The sequence below is a fragment of the Saccharothrix carnea genome, assembly GCF_003014735.1.
GTDB lineage: Bacteria > Actinomycetota > Actinomycetes > Mycobacteriales > Pseudonocardiaceae > Actinosynnema > Actinosynnema carneum.
In genome coordinates this window covers 656,930-677,118 of record NZ_PYAX01000005.1, presented here as the reverse complement: position 1 = coordinate 677,118, position 20,189 = coordinate 656,930, and the positions used below count along the sequence as shown (strand labels likewise).

Sequence of the window (20,189 nt, the reverse complement as noted above, 5' to 3'; positions counted from 1 at the left end):
CACCTTCTCGGTGAGCTGGCCGCCCTCTTCGTAGCCGACGTAGCCGGGAGGGGCACCGAACAGGCGCGACGCCGTGTACCGGTCGTGGAACTCGCCCATGTCGATCTGGATCAGGGCGTCGTCCTCGCCGAACAGGAAGTTCGCCAGCGCCTTCGACAGCTCGGTCTTACCCACACCGGACGGGCCGGCGAAGATGAACGAGCCCGAGGGGCGCTTCGGGTCCTTCAGACCCGCCCGGGTGCGGCGGATCGCCTGGCTGACCGCCTTGACGGCGTCGACCTGGCCGATGATCCGCTTGTGCAGCTCGTCCTCCATGCGGAGCAGACGCGTGGTCTCCTCCTCGGTGAGCTTGAACACGGGGATGCCGGTCCAGTTCGCCAGCACCTCGGCGATCTGCTCGTCGTCCACCTCGGCGACGACGTCGAGGTCGCCGTCCTTCCACTGCTTCTCCCGCTCGGCCTTCTGGCCGAGCAGCGTCTTCTCCTGGTCGCGGAGCTTGGCGGCGCGCTCGAAGTCCTGCGCGTCGATCGCGGACTCCTTGTCCCGGCGCACGTCGGCGATCTTCTCGTCGAACTCGCGCAGGTCCGGCGGCGCGGTCATCCGGCGGATGCGCATCCGCGCGCCCGCCTCGTCGATCAGGTCGATCGCCTTGTCCGGCAGGAACCGGTCGTTGATGTACCGGTCGGCCAGGGTGGCGGCCGCGACCAGCGCGGAGTCGGTGATCGAGACGCGGTGGTGCGCCTCGTACCGGTCACGCAGACCCTTGAGGATCTCGATCGTGTGCTCCAGCGACGGCTCGCCGACCTGGATCGGCTGGAACCGGCGCTCCAGGGCGGGGTCCTTCTCGACGTACTTGCGGTACTCGTCGAGGGTGGTCGCGCCGATGGTCTGCAGCTCGCCGCGGGCCAGCATGGGCTTGAGGATCGACGCGGCGTCGATCGCGCCCTCGGCCGCGCCGGCGCCCACCAGGGTGTGGATCTCGTCGATGAACAGGATGATGTCGCCGCGCGTGCGGATCTCCTTGAGCACCTTCTTCAGGCGCTCTTCAAAGTCACCGCGGTAGCGCGAGCCCGCCACCAGCGAACCCAGGTCCAGCGTGTAGAGCTGCTTGTCCTTCAGCGTCTCGGGCACCTCGCCCTTGACCACCATCTGGGCCAAGCCCTCCACCACGGCGGTCTTGCCCACACCGGGCTCGCCGATCAGGACCGGGTTGTTCTTGGTGCGGCGGGACAGCACCTGCATGACCCGCTCGATCTCCTTGGTGCGCCCGATCACCGGGTCGAGCTTGCCCTCCCGCGCGCTGGCGGTCAGGTTGCGCCCGAACTGGTCGAGGACCAGGGACGAGGACGGGGTGCCCTCACCGCGGCCACCCGACTCGGCCGGCTCCTTGCCGCCGGAGTAGCCGGACAGGAGCTGGAGAACCTGCTGGCGCACCCGGTTGAGGTCCGCACCCAGCTTGACCAGCACCTGCGCGGCGACGCCTTCGCCCTCGCGGATCAGGCCGAGCAGGATGTGCTCCGTGCCGATGTAGTTGTGTCCGAGCTGCAGCGCTTCGCGCAGTGACAGCTCGAGCACCTTCTTGGCGCGCGGGGTGAAGGGGATGTGGCCGGATGGGGCCTGCTGACCCTGGCCGATGATCTCTTCGACCTGCTGGCGGACGCCCTCCAGCGCGATCCCCAACGACTCCAGCGCCTTGGCGGCGACACCTTCACCCTCGTGGATCAACCCCAGGAGGATGTGCTCGGTGCCGATGTAGTTGTGGTTGAGCATCCGGGCCTCTTCTTGGGCCAGGACAACCACCCGCCTCGCGCGGTCGGTGAACCTTTCGAACATTCGCACTCCCTGACTGCTGCGCCGGCGGTCCTCGGGCTCACCACTGGCTGACCGTCTGGCTGACCGTGGAGAGCGCGGCACCGTGGGACCACTGTAGTCGTCAGTCCCGACACTCTCAGTTCCCGATCGCAGGCAGCGGTCTTCGGGGATCTCTGACACCGGTACCAACGCGTGATCTGCCAGCGGGATTCCACGGAACGGCGGTTGTCCGCTGAGCGCGAACATTCAACCGTTCGGCGACAACCGGGGTGACCGGTGTCACCACCGCCGTGCGAGTTAGGTGAACCTCGGTAAGGTTAGGCAAGCCTCAACCACCGCTCCACCGAACCCACCCGGCCGATCTCGAACCGACGAGGACCTTCTGGCCATGACCGTACCGGTGCGCACGACCGCGTGCGACGTGACGACGCCCGTCGCGCGCTCGTTGGGGCGGGTGTCGCTGTACGAGGGCTTCGAGGTGCGGTTCGGGCTGCCGGACACGCGCGGCGACTGGGTGCTGTGCTCGGAGTTCCTGGGCGAGCCGGAGCGGTTCGACGGGTGGCGCAAGGCGCTGGCGGAGTGGCTGCGCGAGCAGTACGGCGAGGCGCCCGACCGCACCACCGCCGGGTACGTCATGAGCTGGTACCTCAACGTCGTCGGCGTGCTGGGCGGGCTGCTGTTCCACACCGAGCGGCGGGTGCCGTCGCTGCGGCCCGCCGACGTGGCCGTCAAGGTGGCGGCTGAAGGCAGGCCGCACGTGGTCGGCGTGGCGCTGCTGGCCGACGAGTTCGCGTGCCTGCCGGACGACCCGGAGGCAGGCCACCCGGCGGCGACCGCAGTGGCCGACGAGACGGCGCTGGCGGCGTTGCTGAGGGCCCGGTTCGCGGCGCACAGCGCGCAGTTCGTGGGCGCGTTCGGGCCGACCGTGCGGTTGGGGCGGCGGATGCTGTGGGCGGCGGCCACGGACGCGCTGGACAGCGCGGCGTGGACGGTCGGCCAGCTGTGCGGCGACGAGACCGCGGGCGTGATGGACTCGGCGCTGCTGCTGCCGGCCAAGCTCGACCCGTTCACCTCGGCGTCGACCCTGCGGGCCACCGGGACCGGCTGGACCCGCCGCCGCGAGAGCTGCTGCTTCCACTTCGTCCTGCCGAACGCCGAAGCCTGCACCACCTGCCCCCGCGTCTGCTGACCCGCGGTTCAGGGCTCGCGGGTGCGATGGCGATGGCCGATGGGGATGACCAGGGGGGTGGACGTGACCGGGTCGGGGACGACGCGGGCGTCCAGGTCGAAGACGGCCAGCAGGTTCGGCTCGGTCAGCACGTCGGACGGAGGGCCGGCCACCACGATCCGGCCGTCCTTCATCGCGACCAGGCGGTCGGCGTAGCGGGCGGCCAGGTTCAGGTCGTGCAGCACCATCACCACGGTCCGGCTGAAGTCCCGGTGCAGCCGCTGCACGAGGTCCAGCACGTCGACCTGGTGCGCCAGGTCCAGGTAGGTCGTCGGCTCGTCCAGCAGCAGCAGGTCCGTGCCCTGGGCCAGCGCCATCGAGATCCACGCCCGCTGCCGCTGGCCGCCGGACAGCTCGTCCACGGTCCGCTCGGCCAGCTCCGCCATGCCGGTCATCTCCAGCGCGGACGCCACTGCCGCCTCGTCCTCCGGCGACCACTGCCGGTACCACGCCTGGTGCGGGTGCCGCCCGCGCGCCACCAGCTCGGCCACGGTCAGCCCTTCGGGTGCCTGCGGCGACTGCGGCAGCATCGCCAGCACCTTCGCCACCTCACGGGTCGGCGTCCGGTCGATCCGCTTGCCGTCCAGCACGACCGCACCCGAACGCGCGGGCAGCAACCGGCCCAGGGCGCGCAGCAGCGTCGACTTGCCGCACCCGTTGGGCCCGATCACCGCCGTCACCGAACCGGACAGCACGTCCAGGTCCAGCCCGGACACCACCAGCCGCTCCCCGTACCCGACCGACAGCGCCTGAGCCTGCAACCGAACTGCGGTCATACCCGTGCCTCCCGGCGACTGCGGACGAGCAGGTACATCAGGTACGGAGCCCCGAGCACGGCGGTCACCACGCCCACCGGCAGCTCGAACCCGCCGAACGCCAGCCGCGCGACCAGGTCCGACACCACCACGAGCAGCCCGCCGACCACGGCCGACCCGAGCAGCGGCGGTGTGGCGGTACCGGCCAGCCGCAGCGCGATCTGCGGTGACGCCAGCGCCACGAACGCCACCGGCCCGGCCGACGCGGTGGCCACGGCCGCCAGCACGACGGCAAGCAGCAGCATCACCGTCCGCGCGCCGTTGAGCCGCACGCCCAGCCCGCGCACGGTGTCGTCGTCGAACTGCAGCGCGCCCAGCAGCCGGGTGCCGACCAGGGCCGCCGGGATCAGCACCGCCAGCGCCAGCCCGACCGGCACGACGTGCTCCCACCCGCGCCCGTTGAGGCTGCCGGTGATCCACACCATCACCCGCGCCGCGTCGGTCACGTCGCCGACCGTCAGCAGGTAGTGGGTGAAGTTGCCGGTCACCGCCGTGATGCCGACGCCGACGAGCACCAGCCGGAAACCCTCGATCCCCCGCCGCCACGCCAGCCCGTAGACCAGCAGCCCGGCCACCAGCCCACCGCCCAGCGCCGCCAACGGCACGCCGACCGCCGCCGTCGTCCCGCCGACCACGCCCAGCGACCCGGCGAACGTGATCACGGTGACCGCGCCGGCGCCCGCACCCCACGTGACCCCGAGGACGTCGGGGCCGGCCAGCGGGTTGCGCGCGATCGACTGGAACACCGCACCGGCCACGCCGAGCGCCGCGCCGACCAGCACCCCGGTCAACGCCCGCGGCAGGCGCAGGTCGAGCACGATGAACCGCTGCCCGCGCTGCCCGCCGCCCAGCAGCACGTCGAACACCTGCCCGAGCGGGATCGGGAAGTCACCGCGGGCCACGCTCACCGCGCCCGCGAGCACCACCAGCCCCAACCCGACCACCACCACGGTGAACGGCCGCCACCGCAGCGGACCCGACACAGGCCCGACGCGGAAGCCCTTCACAGCCGCACCAGCTTCCGCCGCCGCACCAGGGCGATGAAGAACGGCGCGCCGACCAGGGCCAGCACGACCCCGACCTCCAGCTCACCCGGCCTGGTGACCACCCGGCCGACGACGTCCGCGACCAGCAGCACGATCGCACCGATCACCCCGGCGAACGGCAGCAGCCACCGGTGGTCCGGCCCGGTCAGCGCCCGCGCCGCGTGCGGCACGACCAGCCCCAGGAACCCGATCGGCCCGCACACCGCGACCGCGCCACCCACCAGCAACGTCGTCGCGACCACCCCGACGACCCTGGTCACCGCCACCCGCTGCCCGAGCGAGCGGGCCACGTCGTCACCGAGCGCCAGCGCGTTCAGCCCGGACGCGTTCACACCCGCCAGCACCAGCCCGAGCACCAGGAACGGCAGCACCTGCCACAGCAGGTCGAGGTCGCGCCCGGCGATCGCACCGACCTGCCAGAACCGGAACGCGTCGAGGCTCTGCCGGTCCAGCAGCACCAGCGCGGACACCAGGCCGTGCATGAGGGCGCTGACCGCCGCACCCGCCAGCGCCAGCGTGACCGGTGTCGGCCCATTGCGCCCGGACCCCAGCAGGAACACCACGACGCTGGCCATGAGCGCGCCCGCGAACGCGAACCACACGTACCCGTAGAGGCTGCTCACGCCCAACGTGAAGATCGACAGCACGACCGCGAACGCGGCGCCCTGCGTGACGCCGAGGATGCCCGGGTCGGCCAGCGGGTTTCGGGTGTGGCCCTGCATCAGCGCGCCGCCGACGCCCAGCGCCACGCCGACCGCGATGCCGAGCACCGTGCGCGGCACCCGCAGCTCGCGGACCACCAGGTCGTTCTCCAGCCCGGTCGGCGCGGTCAGCGCGTGCCAGACGTCGGCGAGCGGGATGTCCTTCGCGCCGATGGCCACGCTGGCGAGCGCGACCAGGCCGAGGAGTCCGACGAGCAGGGCCAGGCGGGTGCTGCGGAGGGCCAACGCTCCTGCTCCTCCCACGGCGACCAGACCTTCGGTGAGGTAAGCCTAACCGAACACAGTCCGAGCACCGCCGAGCACGCTGCGTGCCGCCGAACGGACGAGTCGAAGATCACCTGGGCGCGCGATCGCGCGACGGTTCACGGAATGGATCTTCACAACACCGCACAACGCGGCGGAAAACGATCGAAGGGGCACCGGAGAATCCGGCGCCCCTTCGTCGATCGACGTAATTGCCGTGGCCTGCGCCACGTCCACAACTGGCGTCAGCCCTGCTGGTGGTAAGCCTCCAGCACCTCGGCCGGGATGCGGCCTCGATCGGACACCTTCATGCCCTGCTTGCGGGCCCACTCCCGAATCGCCTGGTTCTGCTCGCGATCCGCCGAAGCCGGACGAGCCGCCTTCACACCGGCCGGACGACCCGGGCCGCGCTTGCGGCCACCCGCCTTGCGGGCGCTGGCGACGAAGTCGGCGAGAGCGTCGCGGAGCCTGGACGCATTGTCCGCAGAAAGGTCGATCTCGTAGGACACACCGTCCAATCCGAAGCCGACCGTCTCCTCGGCCTTCCCACCGTCCAGGTCATCGACCAGGGTCACGGTGACCTTCTGCGCCATGCGTATCCTCCTGGACTCGAATGCGCGGTGTTCCCCGACCGCGACCTAAAGCATTGGCGAGTGCAGGTTAGCGCACAACTGGAGGAATGCGCCGCCTGGAGTCCGAGAAGTTACTCATTCCGGGCGCACGAGGGGGAACAGGATCGTCTCCCGGATACCGAGACCGGTGAGCGCCATCAGCAGCCGGTCGATGCCCATTCCCACACCACCGGACGGTGGCATTCCGTACTCCAGTGATCGCAGAAAGTCTTCGTCGACCGGCATGGCCTCGACGTCACCGGTCGCGCCAAGCCGGGCCTGGGCTTCCAACCGCTCCCGCTCGACCACGGGGTCCACCAGTTCGGAGTATCCCGTGGCCAACTCGAAACCGCGCACGTAGAGGTCCCACTTTTCGGCGACGCCCGGCCGGCTGCGGTGCTGACGGGTGAGCGGCGAGGTCTCCACCGGGAAATCACGCACAAACGTGGGCGCGTGCAAGGAGTCGCCGACCAGGTGCTCCCACAGCTCCTCGACCAGCTTGCCGTGACCGAGCTTCGGGTCGGTCTCCAGGCCGTGCTTGTCGGCGAGCTCGCGCAACCGCTCCGAAGAAGTTTCGGGCGTGACTTCTTCGCCCGCCGCTTCGGACAACGACTCGTACATGCTCAACGTGGTCCACTCGCCGCCGAGGTCGTACTCGGAACCGTCGGCCAGCGTCACCACGTGCGAACCGGCCACCGCCATCGCGGCTTCCTGCACCAGCTCGCGGGTCAGCACCGCGTTCGTGTCGTAGGTGGCGTACGCCTCGTAGTACTCCAGCATGGAGAACTCGGGCGAATGCGACGAGTCCATGCCCTCGTTGCGGAAGTTGCGGTTGATCTCGAAGACCTTCTCGATACCGCCGACCACGCACCGCTTCAGGTACAGCTCCGGTGCGATCCGCAGGAACAGGTCGATGTCGAGCGCGTTCGACCGGGTCACGAACGGCCGGGCGCTCGCACCGCCCTGCAACGTCTGCAACATCGGGGTCTCGACTTCGACGAAACCGCGCCGGTGGAACGACTCCCGCAACGACCGCACCACCGCGGCCCGGTTGCGAACCGTGTTGCGGGCCTGCTCGCGCAGGATCAGATCCACGTACCGCTGGCGAATGCGGGTTTCCTCGGCGAGTTCCTTGTGCGCGACCGGCAACGGGCGCAACGCCTTCGCCGCCATCTGCCACCGGTCCGCCATCACCGACAGTTCGCCGCGGCGGGACGTGATGACCTCGCCGTGCACGAATACGTGGTCGCCCAAGTCGACATCGGACTTCCATTCGGCGAGCGCCTGCTCGCCGACGCCGTTCAGGCTGAGCATCGCCTGCAGTTCGGTGCCGTCGCCCTCGCGCAGCGTCGCGAAGCACAACTTGCCGGTGTTGCGGATGAACATGACCCGGCCCGTCACACCGACCACATCACCGGTCGACGTGTCCGGTTCCAGGTCCTGATGCGCTTCGCGCACCTCGCGCAACGTGTGGGTGCGTGGTACTTCGACCGGATACGGATCGACACCGCGTTCCAGCAGTCGCGCCCGCTTCTCCCGGCGCACCCTCAGCTGCTCGGGGAGATCGTCGTCGCTGGTCGCGGAACCGGTCGCTGGCTGCTCACTCACAGGACGAAGAGTACGGAAAGACCGCTCGGGAAATCGAACCGGATCTCACTAGGCTCTGGGTGGTGACCGGAGACGACTTGCGGGCCCGGCGGGCGAACTCCTTCGGAGCGCGCGCCGCGGCGTACGCGGAACACCGACCGGACTACCCGGCCGAGGCCATCCGCTGGATCCTGGAGCCACTGGGCGAAGGACCGCACCAGGTGCTCGACCTCGCCGCGGGCACGGGCAAGCTGACCGGCGGCCTGCTCGCCGAGGGGCACCACGTGACGGCGGTCGAGCCCGACGAGGCGATGCTGTCGGAACTCGTGCGCCACCACGGCGCGGCGCGCGCGTTGCCCGGCACCGCGGAGCGGATCCCCCTCCCGGACGGCACGGTGGACGCCGTCGTGGTCGGCCAGGCGTTCCACTGGTTCGACCCGGTGCGCGCGCTGCCCGAGATCGCGCGCGTGCTGCGGCCGGGCGGTGTGCTGGCGGCGTTGTGGAACGACTACGACAACTCGGTGCCGTGGGTGGACGAGTTCGTCCGGGTGGCCCAGTCCAGCGTGAGCGAGCAGGACGACCTGGCGTTCGACCCGCTGACCGAGTACGAGCGCTTCACCGACCCGGTGAAGCGGCTCTTCCCGCACGCGCACCGGCGCACCGCCGAGTCGCTGGTCGCGATGGTCAACACGCACTCGCACGCGCTGGTGATCCAGGAGGAGGAGCGGGCCGAGCTGAACGCGCGGCTGCTCGCGTTCCTCAAGTCCCGCCCCGAAACCGCCGTCGGCGAGTTCGACCTCCCGCTGACCGTCTTCGTGAAGCGCCTGCGACGCGTCTGACTACTTCATGTTGCGTTCGAAGACCAGCCTCAGGCCCAACAACGTCAGGTCCGGCACGTGCGCCTGGATGGTGGCCGACTCGGCCACCACCAGGGGCGCGAGGCCGCCGGTCGCGATGACCGTGACCGGGCCGGGCTCGCTGAGCTGCAGTTCGTCCACGATCCGGCGCACCAGGCCGTCCACCTGGCCGACGAACCCGTAGACGATGCCGGACTGCAGGCACTCCACGGTGTTCTTGCCGATGACCGACCGGGGACGGACCAGTTCGACCTTGCGCAGCTGGGCGGCACGCGCGGCGAGCGCGTCCACGGAGATCTCGATGCCCGGTGCCAGCGCGCCACCGAGGAACTCGCCCTTGGCCGAGATCACGTCGAGGTTCGTGGACGTGCCGAAGTCGACCACGACGCACGCCGTGCTGTGCAGGTGGTGCGCGGCCAGCGTGTTGATCACCCGGTCGGAGCCGACCTCCTTGGGGTTGTCCACCAGCAGCGGCACGCCGGTGCGCACGCCCGGCTCCACCAGCACCTTGGGCACGCTGGAGTAGTACCGGCCGAGCATCACGCGCAGCTCGCGCAGCACCGCGGGCACGGTGGACAGCGCCGAGATGCCGGTGATCTTGTCGGCGTACTCGCCGAGCAGGCCGCGCATGGTCAGCGCCAGCTCGTCGGCGGTCATCCGGGCGTCGGTGCGCATCCGCCAGTCCCGGATCAGCGCGGCGGAGTCACCCGTGCCGTCGTACAGGCCCAGCACGATGTTGGTGTTGCCGACGTCGATGGCGAGCAGCACTGCGGGTCTCCCCCTGTTTCTCGGCCTACTAGTCCTCGGCCTGGATCAACGCGTCCAGCGCCGCCGCGTCCTCGGTCTCCGCCGCCACCGGCTCCGGCTGCGCCGGGATCTGAGCGGACGTGGACCCGTTCACCAGGCCCGAACCCTCGGGCGCGTGCGCCGGGTCCGCGCCGAGCTCGACCACCTTGTTGTCGGCGTCGACGAAGACCACCTTCGGTTCGTACACCCGCGCCTCGGCGTCGTCCATCTGCCCGTAGGCGATGAGGATCACCAGGTCACCCGGCTTGACGAGGTGTGCCGCCGCGCCGTTGATGCCGATCACGCCGGTGCCGCGCTCGCCGGGGATGACGTAGGTCTCCAGGCGGGCGCCGTTGGTCACGTCCACGATCGCGACCTGCTCGCCCGCCAGCAGGTCGGCGGCCTCCATCAGGTCCTCGTCCACCGTGACCGAGCCGACGTAGTGCAGGTCGGCCTGGGTGACGGTGGCCCGGTGGATCTTCGACTTGAGCATGGTGCGGAACATGGCGGTCCCCTTACTCGTCACCGGTGCCGAGCAGCACGGCGGCGTTGTCGATCAGTCGGGTGGAGCCGACGCGGGCGGCCACCAGCAGGCGGGCGTCGCCGTTCTCCGGCGCCGGACCGAGGTCGGGCGCGCGCAGCTCCAGGTAGTCGAGGTCGACGCCGGGCGCCGCGGCGAGCGTGTCGTGCGCGGCCTTGAGCACGGCGTCCGGGCCCTGGCCGCTGACGTACGCGCCGGCCACCAGGGCGGCCGACAGCGCGGTCGCGGCCGAGCGCTCCTCCTCGGACAGGTAGCGGTTGCGCGAGGACAGCGCCAGGCCGTCCGGTTCGCGCACGGTCGGCACGCCGACCACGTCCAGCGGGAAGTTCAGGTCGCGCGCCATCCGGTGGATCAGCGTGAGCTGCTGGTAGTCCTTCTCGCCGAACACCGCGTACGTCGGCTGCACGATGTTGAACAGCTTCGCCACCACGGAGAGCACGCCGGTGAAGTGGCCGGGCCTCGTCCTGCCCTCCAGCTCGTCGCCGAGCGGGCCCGGGTCGACGGTGATCGTGCTGCCGGGCAGGTACATGTCGTCCGCGGACGGCGCGAACACCAGGCCCGCGCGCTCCTCGCGGCAGATGTCCACATCGGAGTCGAAGCTGCGCGGGTAGCGGTCGAAGTCCTCGTTCGGGCCGAACTGGGTCGGGTTCACGAAGATGGACACGACGACCACGGTGTTCTGCATGACCTGCGCTTCGCGGATCAGCTTGCGGTGGCCCTCGTGCAGCGCGCCCATGGTCGGCACCAGGGCGATGTTGCGACCGGCCGCCTTCAACGCCCTGGTGACGCGACGCAGCCGTTCCGGGTCGCGGTGCACCGTCACGTCGTTGGGCGTGTAGTCGTCCTTGGTGAGCGGCTTGGTCATGCCTGTCCCTCTAGGGTGGTGCGGACTTCGGACGCGAGTTCGGGCTTGAGCAGCCCGGCCGCTTGGGCGCGCGCCGCGGTGCGGAGCGCGAGGATCCGGTACGCGGGCAGCGATTCGGTGTCGGCGAGCACCGCGAGGTGCTTGGCCACGGTGCCCGCGTCGCCGCGCGCGACGGGGCCGGTGAGGGCGCGGTCGCCGTGCCGCAGGGCGTTGTCCAGCGCGGCGGACAGCAGCGGGCCGAGCATGCGCTCGGCGTCGTGGATGCCCGCGCCGCGCAGCAGGTCGGCGCAGTCGGCGACCAGGGTGATCAGGTGGTTCGCACCGTGCGCGAGGGCGGCGTGGTAGAGCGGGCGGGCGGCCTCGGGCACGCGCACCGGTTCGGCGGACATCTCGACCACCAGCGCCTCGCCGACGTGCCAGGCGATCTCGTCGTCGTCGGCCGCCGTGACGCCGACGGAGCAGGCGTTCACCCGCTGCACGTCCTCGACCCGGCCGGTGAACGTCATCACGGGGTGCAGGGCCAGGCACAGCGCGCCGAGCTCGGCGGCGGGTCGCAGCACCGCCACGCCCTGCGCGCCGCTGGTGTGCACGACGATCTGCCCGGCGCGCAGCGAACCGGTGGCGACGAGGCCGCGGACCAGGCCGGGCAGCTCGTCGTCCGGCACGGCCAGCAGCACCAGGTCGGCGGAGGCGGCGACCTCCGGCGGCGACAGCACGGGCACGTCCGGCAGCAGCTCTTCGGCGCGGCGCAGCGAGTCACGGGATACGGCGGAGACAGCGCTCACGACGTGTCCCGCCCGGGACAGCGCGGCACCCAGCACCGAACCCACCCGGCCGGCCGAGATCACTCCCACGGCCAACCGCGCGGGGCGGGGGGTCGCGTCCATGCGACGTACTCCTTCACCGCGGCGTTCCAGTCCCGATGCTCGGGTACCGGACGACGGCCGCGAGCGTAATCCGGTGTGGTGGCCTGGGCCGTCAACTGCGACGAACGCCACCCGCGGCCTTCAGCGCACCCGGCGCGTCGACGGCCGCCTGACGTGCGGCGATGAGCGCGGTGAGCAACTGGGCGTGACGTTCTTCCGCGTCGTGGCCCGCCGTGCCGCCCGCCATGCGGTGCCGCAGGAACGCCAGTTCGGTGGCGGCGACCTGGTAGCCCGCGACCGCCTTGGCCGCCTCGTCGCCGACCTTGCGCTTGACCGTGCGCCGCCAGCGGCTGCGGCCCTGGAGGCTGGCCAGCAGGGTGACCTCGCTGGAGGCGATCCACTTGTTGGCGGCCATGGCGGGCAGCTGGCCCGCGACGATCCGCTGCTCGCGGCGGCGCTGCCAGACCACCATGACGACCATGCCGGCGAAGATCGGCACCATGATCAGGAAGTACAGGTTGATGAACGTGGAGCCGGTGCCGACCGTGGTGGAGAAGTTCCACAGCGAGTGCAGGCCGGCCGCGCCGAGGTAACCCAGGACCGGTGCGACCACCCTGAGCCGGCGGCTCGCGGTCACCGAGGCGATGCCGATCCCGATGCCGGTCATCGAGGTGAACAGCGGGTGCGCGAACGGCGAGAGCACGCCGCGCAGGATGAACAACGCGATCACGCCGCTGCTCAGGTCGCCGAAACCGCTGTCGGAGAAGACCCGGGCGAAGTACCAGATGTTCTCGGTGAACGCGAAGCCGGCGGCCGTCACGCCCGCGTACACCACGCCGTCCACGACGCCGTCGAACTCGTGCCGGCGGCGCAGGAACAGCACCACGATGAACGCCGCCTTCGCCGCCTCCTCGGTGATCGGCGCGCCGACCACCGCGGCGAACGTGCTGCCGTCACCGCCGTCGATGAGCTGGCCGAGCACGTGCGCGGTCTGGTTGAACACCAGCGAGGTGATCGTCGCGCCGCACGCGCCCCAGAAGAACGCCAGCAGGAGGATCTTGGCCGGCTCCGGCTCCCAGCGGTCGACCCACAGGTAGGCGCCGATCACCGCGAGCACGGGCAGCAGCGCGGCCACCGCGCCGACGAGGATCGGCAGCAGACCGGTCTGGGAGGTGCCGAGGCCGAGCAGCACCAGCCCGCACACGCCCAACGCGATCAGCCCCAGAACCGGGAGCAGGACGGTCCAGCGCTGCTGGTCGACTCGCTGGCGGGCGGGAGTGGTCACGGGGAGAAACCTTAAAGGGACACTTGACCGATGGTGGACTCGGAAGCCCTGTGGCGGGAGGCGTTGTACGGGCCGTCGGGGTTCTTCACGCGTGGTGAGGTGCCCGCGGACCACTTCCGCACTGCTCCGCTGGTGGGTCCTGAGCTGGCCGAAGCGCTGCTCGTGCTGCTCGATCGGGTGGATTTCGCCCTAGGTCGGCCGGAGCGGCTGGATTTCGTGGACGTGGGGGCGGGTGGCGGCGAACTGGCCGGTGCGGTGCGGTCCCTGGCGTCGGGCTCGCCGGCGGCGCGGCTGGTGGTGACGGCGGTGGACGTGGGGCCGGCGCGGTCGGTGCCGGGGGTGAGGTGGCGGTCGACGCTGCCGTCGTCGGTGTGCGGGTTGTTGGTGGCGCACGAGTGGCTGGACGCGGTGCCGTGCCCGTTGGTCACGGGGCCGTGCGCGGACCCCTGGCTGGACCGGTGGTGGCCGGTGGGCGAAGGTGAACGGGCCGAGATCGGCGAGCCGCGGGATGCGGCGTGGGCGGAGGCCGTGTCGCGGGTGGCGCGCGGTGCGGCGTTGGCGGTGGACTACGGGCACGTGCGGGCCGACCGGGTGGCGGGGCGGTACGCGGCGGGCACGTTCGCCGCGTACCGGGGTGGGCGCCGGGTGGAGCCGGTGTTCGACGGGAGCTGCGACCTGACGGCGCACGTGGCGCTGGACGCGTGCGCCGAGGCCGCCGGCGGCGACTGGGTGCTGGTCTCGCAGCGGGACGCCTTGGCCGCACTGGGCCTGAACGGCGAACTCCCCCCACCCCACCTGACCACGGCAGGTCCGGCAACCACGGCAGAGCCGGCGACCTCGCCGAAAGCCTGGGCAGATACCGGCTCGGGCGCGGCCTCGAACTGGGGCGCGCGGGCAGGCGCGGGCACCGGCGCGGGGGTGGGAGGCGGGTTGGAGTGGTTGGTGGCGGCCGAGCGGGCGTCTCGCGTTGCCGAGTTGCGGGCCCGCGGTGGTCTCGGGGCGTTCGGGTGGCTGCTGCACGGGGTCGGCGTGCCCGTCTCGACGCTGCTCCCGCCCCTGCCCCCGTGGCAGCCCTGAGCCCTCCGCGCCCCTGGAGCGACGCCCCTACAACGACCAGGGTGGCGTGATCCGCTGGTCCTTCACCAGGCCCGTGATACCCACCGACGTGGCGACCAGGACCTTGGCCGGTCCACCCACCAGCTGGAACTCCACGTGCGGCGGGACGACGACGGTGTCGCCGGCGGCCGCCTCGACGTCGTTGACGACCACCCGGCCCTCCAGCACGTGGAAGACCTCCTCCTTGTCGACCTGGTGCCGCTCGCTCTCCGCACCCGCCGGCACCTCGACGGTCCACAGGGCGATCTGCGTGCTCCCGCCCTTGGACGGGGTGGCGTGAGGCCGGAACACGAAGCCGTGACGCTCGAACATCGCTCTCCAAACTAGTCAACTCAGTTGTCTAGTTGCAGACTAGGCGACCGTGGCACCCGTGTCGATGCTGTTCGCCAGGACGTTCCGCGTGATGACCGACCGCTTCCACGAGCGGCTGGCCGAACGCGACCTCGAACCGCTGCGCCCGGCACACGGCTTCGTCTTCCGCTACCTCGCCGCCCAACCCTCGGCGACCGCCGTCGACCTCGCCGCCCACCTCGGCGTCTCCAAGCAGGCCGCGACCAAGACCGTGGCCGAACTGGTCGACTGGGGCTACGTCCACCGGACACCGCACCCCACCGACCGCCGCGCCCACGCGCTCACCCTCACCGGCAAGGGCCAGGCCTACCTGCGCTTCGCCGACGCCCTCTGGGCGGAACTGGAGGACGAGTTCGCCGCCGCGGTGGGCGCGGAACGCCTCACCGTCGTCCGCGAAGCCCTGGAGACCTACCTGGCCGACTCCGAAGGCGGCATCCGCCCGGTCTGGTAGCCCGCCCACCAAAAAACCCGCGAGAAGTTCGCCCACCGATGTCGAGAACCGCCGACCGGCTGCGTCCCCGGTGCGAACGAGCCCAGAATGGGGCGCGTCAGCACCGAGGAGAACCACGATGGCCAAGTACCTGCTGCTCAAGCACTACCGCGGCGCCCCGGCGGCGGTCAACGACGTGCCGATGGACCAGTGGACGCCCGAGGAGATCACGGCCCACGTGCAGTACATGCGCGACTTCGCGGACCGGCTGGTGGAGACGGGCGAGTTCGTGGGCGAGTGCGCGCTCGCCCCTCAGGGGACGTTCGTCCAGTACGGCGGCGAGGGTCGCCCGCCCGCCACCGACGGCCCGTTCGCCGAGACCAAGGACCTCATCGCCGGCTGGATGATGATCGACGTCGACAGCTACGAGCGCGCCGTCGAACTGGCCGGTGAGCTGTCGGCGGCACCCGGCGCGGGCGGGAAGCCGATCCACGAGTGGCTGGAGCTGCGCCCGTTGCTGACCACGCAGCTCACCATCACCGAGTGACCTCCCCACTCGACGAGGCCCTGCTCCGGAGCCTCACGCCGAACGTGCTCGGGATCCTCGTCCGCCGCGGAGCAGACTTCGCGGCGGCCGAGGACGCCGTGCAGGACGCGCTGGTCGAGGCGGTCCGCGTCTGGCCGGCCGACCCGCCGCGCGACCCGAAGGGCTGGCTGGTCACCGTCGCCTGGCGCCGGTTCCTCGACGCGACCCGGTCCGACGCCGCCCGCCGCCGGCGCGAGGACCTGCTGGACGAGGAGCCGCCGCCCGGGCCCGCGCAAGCGGCGGACGACACGCTCCAGCTCTACTTCCTGTGCGCCCACCCGTCACTGACGCCGTCGTCCGCGGTCGCGCTCACGCTGCGCGCCGTGGGCGGCCTCACCACCCGCCAGATCGCCCAGGCCTACCTGGTGCCGGAGACGACCATGGCGCAGCGCATCAGCCGCGCCAAGCGCACCGTCTCCGGGGTGAGGCTGGGCCGGCCCGGCGACGTCGCCACCGTGCTGCGCGTGCTCTACCTGGTCTTCAACGAGGGCTACTCCGGCGACGTCGACCTCGCCGCCGAGGCCATCCGGCTCACCCGGCAGCTCGCGGCCGCGATCGACCACCCGGAGGTGGCCGGGCTGCTCGCCCTGATGCTGCTCCACCACGCCCGACGCGCCGGCCGCACCAAGCCGGACGGCAGCCTGGTCCCGCTCGCCGAGCAGGACCGCGGCCTGTGGGACACCGCGTCGATCGCCGAGGGCGTCGAGATCCTGCAGGCGGCCCTGGCCCGTGACCGGCTGGGCGAGTTCCAGGCCCAGGCGGCGATCGCCGCGCTGCACGCCGACGCTCCCACCGCCGATGAGACCGACTGGGTGCAGATCGTCGAGTGGTACGACGAACTGATCCGCCTGACCGACAGCCCGGTCGTCCGGCTCAACCGCGCGGTGGCGGTCGGCGAGGCGGACGGTCCGCGGGCCGGCCTGGCCGCGCTCGCCGGGCTGGACGACTCGCTGCCCCGCCACACCGCGGTGGCGGCCCACCTCCACGAACGCGACGGAGACCTGGCCACCGCGGCACGCCTGTACGTCGAAGCGGCCGACAGGGCACTTAACCTCGCCGAACGCGCCCACCTGACCCGCCAGGCCGCCCGGCTCAACGCCGTCCTGCGGCGCTGAGACCCCGCCGCGAACCCGATGACCGAAGACCGCCGGCGGCACCGCCCGCCGCGGACGAAGGTCGAGCGCATGAGAATCCACGCGCTGCCGGACGACGTGCTCGACCGCGCCCGCAAGCTCGCCGGCACGGACGAGCACCACGAACTGCACCCCGAGTCACCCGGTGCACCGCTGCGCTGCTGCCTGCGCAAAGCCGGGCCCGGCGAGCCGGTGATCCTGTTCCGCCACACGCCCACCGCGGGCACCGGGCCGTACGAGGAGCTGGGACCGGTGTTCGCGCACGCCGAGCCGTGCGCCGGGCCGGCGACCACCGCGGAGTTCCCGGAAGCGTTCCGCCACGCGCCGCGGACCCTGCGCGCCTACACCGCCGAAGGCCGCATCCACGGCGGTGAGATCGCCACGCCGGACACCCTCACCGACCGGGTCGACGCCCTGTTCGACGACCCGGACGTGGCCGAGGTCCAGGTCCGCAGCGTCTCCCACGGCTGCTTCCTGTTCGCGATCACCCGCGACCGGGCCTGACCCGGCACGACGGCGCGGCCGTGCGACGATGGCCGGGTGGAGATCACCGTTGGCGTGGGCGCCGGTGCCCGCCACCTGGGCGTGGACCGGGTGGTCGACCTCGGTCCCCTGCACCCGTCGGCGCACGGCGCGTACCGGCTCCGGCTGACCGTCCGCGACGACGAGGTCATCACCGCCGCCGCGCCCCTGGTCGGGCACCTGCACCGGGGCGCGGAGAAGCTGTTCGAGGTCCGCGACTACCGGCAGGTCCTCACCCTGGCCAACCGGCACGACTGGCTGGCCGCCTTCTGCAACGAGCTGGCCGTCGCGCTGGCCGTGGAACGCATGACCGGCATGGACGTCCCGCCCCGCGCCCAGGCGTTGCGAGTGCTGCTGTGCGAGCTGAACCGGATCATGGCGCACCTGGTGTTCCTCGCGCCGCTCACCGGCGCCCGCGACCGCGACGCGGTGCAGGCCGTGCTGGAGGAGGCGTCCGGCGGCCGGATCCACTTCATGTTCAACCGGATCGGCGGCCTGCGCGAGGACGTCCCCGCGGGCTGGACCGACCGGGTGCGCGAGGTCTTGTCCACTGTGGACCCCGGTGAAGCGCCGGAGGGGTTGGCGGGCCTCGGGGTCCTCGGCCGTGACGCCGCGCTCGCGTTCGGCGTCACGGGACCGGTCGGCCGGGCGTCCGGTGTGGACTTCGACCTGCGCCGCGACGACCCGCTGCCCGGCTACCGGAACCTGGACGTGCGGCCCGTCGTGCGCGCCGAAGGTGACGCGCTGGCCCGCGTCCGCTGCCTGGTGGACGAGGTCCGCCAGTCCGTCGCGCTCGCCCACCGGTGCCTCGACGACCTGCCGACCGGCCCGGTGAACCTGCGGCTGCCCAAGGCGATCAAGGCGCCCGAGGGGTCGGTCTACACGTGGGTCGAGGCGCCGCTGGGCACCTCCGGCGTGCACCTCGCGTCCCGCGGCGAGAAGACGCCGTGGCGGCTGAAGCTGCGCACGCCGTCGTTCAACAACGTCCAGGCCCTGTCCGCGTTGCTGCCCGGCACGAAGGTCGCCGACCTGCCCGCGGTGTTGGGGTCGTTCGCCGTCGTCGTCGGGGACATCGACAAGTAGTCAGTCTTCGCGGCGGCGACGGCGGCGCGGTGAGTCGCCGCCGCCGAACGCGGCGAGCAGCTCGCTGACCGACTTGCCGTCCGCGTGGGCACCGGCCGGTTCCGGCTCGGGCGCGCTGCGCCTGCCGGACGGCTTCGAAGTCTCTTCCCACGAGTCCCAGTGCTCTTCGGCCCGGCGACGGCCACCCGTCTCGGCCGCGGGCTCGGCCGCCCGACGACGACCCTCCGGGTCCGGGACCACGGCCGCCGACGCGGAATCCGCCGAACGACCGCCGATCGCCTCCGGCTCACCCACGGGGCGGTGCCCACCGGTCAGCTCGGCGGCACGGCGCGACCGGCGCGCCTCGTCCTCGGCCGGGACCCGACGCGCGGGTTCCGCCACCGGCACGTGCTCACCGGTCAGCTCGGTCCGCGTCACCGGACGACGTGCCTCGACCGGATCGGGTCGACCCACGGGCCGGTGCTCACCGGTCAGGTCGGCCCGGGCCGCGGGCCGACGCGCCTCCGCCGAACGGTGCTCACCGGTCAACTCGGTCCGCGTCACCGGACGACGTGCCTCGCCGACCGGATCGGGACGACCCACCGGCCGGTGCTCACCCGTCGCCTCGGCCCGCGCGCCGGTCCGCCGACCGGTCTCGGCCACCGGGTCGGGACGCGTGCCGGTCCGCCGGCCGGAGTCACCCGCCGGACCCACCGGACGGTGCTCACCGGTCAGCTCCGCCCGGGCGGTCGACGGGCGGCGGACGTCCGCGGAGCGCTCGCCGGTCGACTCGGGCCGCTGCTCGCCCGTCCGCCGCACCGCGCCGCCCGCACCCTCGGGCCGCCGCACGGCGCCTTCCGCCAACGCCTCCCGGCTGATCATCTCGGTCCGCTCGGCCACCCGGCTGCGCCGCTGCACGGTGTGCTCGGTCTTCGACGGCTCGGCCGGCCGCCCGGCCGGTGCCGCCGGCGGCGACAACCGCGCCGCCGCCTCCCGGTTCACCCGTTCCGTCTGCTCCGGCTTCGCGGGCTCCCGCCGCACCACCACCGGCGGCGTCGGGCGGGGCTGGGCCGTCGCACGGGCGGGCTCGCGGCGCACCGGCTGGGCCTGCTCGCGCCGCGCGGGCTCGGGGCGCGTCGGTTCGGGACGCCGAACCTGGTCCTTGCGCGAGGTGTCGACGTTGACCCGCTCGATCAGCTCGGTCCGGTCGGCCTGCGGCTTGTCCGCGGCCTTCGGCGCCACCGGCACGGCGGGCCCGGCGTTGATGATCCGCTTGTCACCCACCGCCATCAGCCGCGACTGGTCGGACAGGGCGCGCATCCGGGTCGACTCGGCGCGCAGCGCCACCCGCTCGACCAGCACCTCGCCGCCGAGCAGGGCCTCCAGGTTCTCCCGCAGGGCGCGCAGCTCGCCGCGCAGCGCCTCCAGGTCGTCCTTGGCCTCCTCCTGCACCCGCTTGCGGGTCTCGGCCTCGACCTCGAGCTCGTACTCGCGACGTGCGGCGATCTCGCGTTCCAGCTCGAGTTCGTAGACCGACTGCAGGTCGGCCACCTCGTCCTCGCGCTCGGCGATCTGCTTGCGGTAGCGGGCCGCGAGGAACGCGCCGACCAGCGCTGCCCACAGCGCGGCGACCACCGCGAGCCGCAGCCAGCGGGCGTTGTCGCTCAGCACCAACACCGCCGCGGCACCGAGTGCGAGCGCCAATGCCGCTACCAGCAGTAGTCG

21 protein-coding genes are annotated in these 20,189 nt (G+C 72.1%); 8 read left to right on the top strand and 13 right to left on the bottom strand.

Annotated features, from left to right (window positions below):
* Nucleotides 1–1,833: ATP-dependent Clp protease ATP-binding subunit (locus tag B0I31_RS18130; protein WP_106616530.1), on the bottom strand; the 1,833-nt coding region annotated here is incomplete at its 3' end.
* Nucleotides 1,834–2,200: 367 nt separating this feature from the next.
* Between B0I31_RS18130 and B0I31_RS18125 the strand changes: the two genes are divergently transcribed.
* Entirely contained in the window at nt 2,201–3,001 is an 801-nt protein-coding gene (locus tag B0I31_RS18125; RefSeq protein ID WP_106616529.1) for a (2Fe-2S)-binding protein, read from the top strand.
* An 8-nt stretch (nt 3,002–3,009) separates the two neighbouring features.
* On the opposite strand, the gene B0I31_RS18120 is transcribed toward B0I31_RS18125, so the two are convergent.
* The 5 genes from B0I31_RS18120 to lysS all read right to left on the bottom strand — a co-directional run bounded on the left by B0I31_RS18120 (nt 3,010) and on the right by lysS (nt 8,085).
* The gene (locus B0I31_RS18120) at nt 3,010–3,816 is read right to left on the bottom strand and encodes an ABC transporter ATP-binding protein (RefSeq protein ID WP_106616528.1); all 807 of its coding nucleotides are present in this window, start codon (nt 3,814–3,816) and stop codon (nt 3,010–3,012) included.
* Complete coding sequence (locus B0I31_RS18115) at nt 3,813–4,862, bottom strand: FecCD family ABC transporter permease (protein WP_106616527.1); 1,050 nt, start codon at nt 4,860–4,862, stop codon at nt 3,813–3,815. Before B0I31_RS18115 ends, B0I31_RS18120 begins: the two co-directional genes overlap by 4 nt.
* On the bottom strand, nt 4,859–5,866 hold the full coding sequence (locus B0I31_RS18110; protein ID WP_245950019.1) for a FecCD family ABC transporter permease: 1,008 nt from the start codon (nt 5,864–5,866) through the stop codon (nt 4,859–4,861). Before B0I31_RS18110 ends, B0I31_RS18115 begins: the two co-directional genes overlap by 4 nt.
* Nucleotides 5,867–6,111: 245 nt before the next feature.
* Entirely contained in the window at nt 6,112–6,459 is a 348-nt protein-coding gene (locus B0I31_RS18105) for a histone-like nucleoid-structuring protein Lsr2 (protein WP_073886911.1), read from the bottom strand.
* A 114-nt stretch (nt 6,460–6,573) separates the two neighbouring features.
* Nucleotides 6,574–8,085: a lysine--tRNA ligase gene (gene lysS, locus B0I31_RS18100; RefSeq protein ID WP_106616525.1), complete on the bottom strand. Its 1,512-nt coding sequence runs from the start codon at nt 8,083–8,085 to the stop codon at nt 6,574–6,576.
* Nucleotides 8,086–8,147: 62 nt separating this feature from the next.
* Here lysS and B0I31_RS18095 point away from each other — a divergent pair, with 62 nt between their 5' ends.
* Nucleotides 8,148–8,903 (top strand): class I SAM-dependent methyltransferase, encoded by a 756-nt coding sequence (locus B0I31_RS18095; RefSeq protein WP_245950017.1) that lies wholly within the window; start codon nt 8,148–8,150, stop codon nt 8,901–8,903.
* On the opposite strand, the gene B0I31_RS18090 is transcribed toward B0I31_RS18095, so the two are convergent.
* From B0I31_RS18090 to B0I31_RS18070, 5 genes are all read right to left on the bottom strand, one after another.
* Entirely contained in the window at nt 8,904–9,689 is a 786-nt protein-coding gene (locus tag B0I31_RS18090; RefSeq protein WP_106616523.1) for a type III pantothenate kinase, read from the bottom strand.
* 28 nt (nt 9,690–9,717) lie between these two features.
* A complete protein-coding gene (gene panD / locus B0I31_RS18085; RefSeq protein ID WP_106616522.1) occupies nt 9,718–10,212 on the bottom strand; it encodes an aspartate 1-decarboxylase in 495 nt (164 codons plus the stop codon).
* 10 nt (nt 10,213–10,222) lie between these two features.
* Entirely contained in the window at nt 10,223–11,113 is an 891-nt protein-coding gene (gene panC, locus B0I31_RS18080; protein WP_106616521.1) for a pantoate--beta-alanine ligase, read from the bottom strand.
* Complete coding sequence (locus B0I31_RS18075; RefSeq protein ID WP_106616520.1) at nt 11,110–12,000, bottom strand: Rossmann-like and DUF2520 domain-containing protein; 891 nt, start codon at nt 11,998–12,000, stop codon at nt 11,110–11,112. Before B0I31_RS18075 ends, panC begins: the two co-directional genes overlap by 4 nt.
* A 91-nt stretch (nt 12,001–12,091) precedes the next feature.
* Nucleotides 12,092–13,264, bottom strand: a complete 1,173-nt coding sequence (locus B0I31_RS18070) for a PrsW family intramembrane metalloprotease (RefSeq protein ID WP_106616519.1) — start codon at nt 13,262–13,264, stop codon at nt 12,092–12,094.
* Between the two features lie 30 nt (nt 13,265–13,294).
* On the opposite strand from B0I31_RS18070, the gene B0I31_RS18065 reads away from it, so the two are divergent.
* Nucleotides 13,295–14,341, top strand: coding sequence for an SAM-dependent methyltransferase (locus B0I31_RS18065; protein WP_106616518.1), 1,047 nt, complete (start codon nt 13,295–13,297; stop codon nt 14,339–14,341).
* Between the two features lie 27 nt (nt 14,342–14,368).
* Here the strand turns inward: B0I31_RS18065 and B0I31_RS18060 are convergent, their stop codons facing one another.
* Entirely contained in the window at nt 14,369–14,692 is a 324-nt protein-coding gene (locus B0I31_RS18060) for a cupin domain-containing protein (protein WP_106616517.1), read from the bottom strand.
* Between the two features lie 64 nt (nt 14,693–14,756).
* Here B0I31_RS18060 and B0I31_RS18055 point away from each other — a divergent pair, with 64 nt between their 5' ends.
* From B0I31_RS18055 to B0I31_RS18035, 5 genes are all read left to right on the top strand, one after another.
* Nucleotides 14,757–15,182, top strand: a complete 426-nt coding sequence (locus tag B0I31_RS18055) for a MarR family winged helix-turn-helix transcriptional regulator (RefSeq protein ID WP_106616594.1) — start codon at nt 14,757–14,759, stop codon at nt 15,180–15,182.
* Nucleotides 15,183–15,300: 118 nt separating this feature from the next.
* Entirely contained in the window at nt 15,301–15,708 is a 408-nt protein-coding gene (locus tag B0I31_RS18050) for a YciI family protein (protein WP_106616516.1), read from the top strand.
* On the top strand, nt 15,705–16,862 hold the full coding sequence (locus tag B0I31_RS18045) for an RNA polymerase sigma factor (protein WP_106616515.1): 1,158 nt from the start codon (nt 15,705–15,707) through the stop codon (nt 16,860–16,862). The genes B0I31_RS18050 and B0I31_RS18045 overlap by 4 nt, the downstream gene beginning before the upstream one ends.
* Before the next feature lie 69 nt (nt 16,863–16,931).
* Nucleotides 16,932–17,384, top strand: a complete 453-nt coding sequence (locus B0I31_RS18040; RefSeq protein ID WP_181320219.1) for a DUF1203 domain-containing protein — start codon at nt 16,932–16,934, stop codon at nt 17,382–17,384.
* Nucleotides 17,385–17,420: 36 nt separating this feature from the next.
* A complete protein-coding gene (locus tag B0I31_RS18035; RefSeq protein WP_106616513.1) occupies nt 17,421–18,485 on the top strand; it encodes an NADH-quinone oxidoreductase subunit D in 1,065 nt (354 codons plus the stop codon).
* Here B0I31_RS18035 and B0I31_RS18030 read toward each other — a convergent pair whose 3' ends face one another.
* On the bottom strand, nt 18,486–20,168 hold the full coding sequence (locus B0I31_RS18030) for a DUF6779 domain-containing protein (RefSeq protein WP_106616512.1): 1,683 nt from the start codon (nt 20,166–20,168) through the stop codon (nt 18,486–18,488).
* Nucleotides 20,169–20,189: the final 21 nt, after the last annotated feature.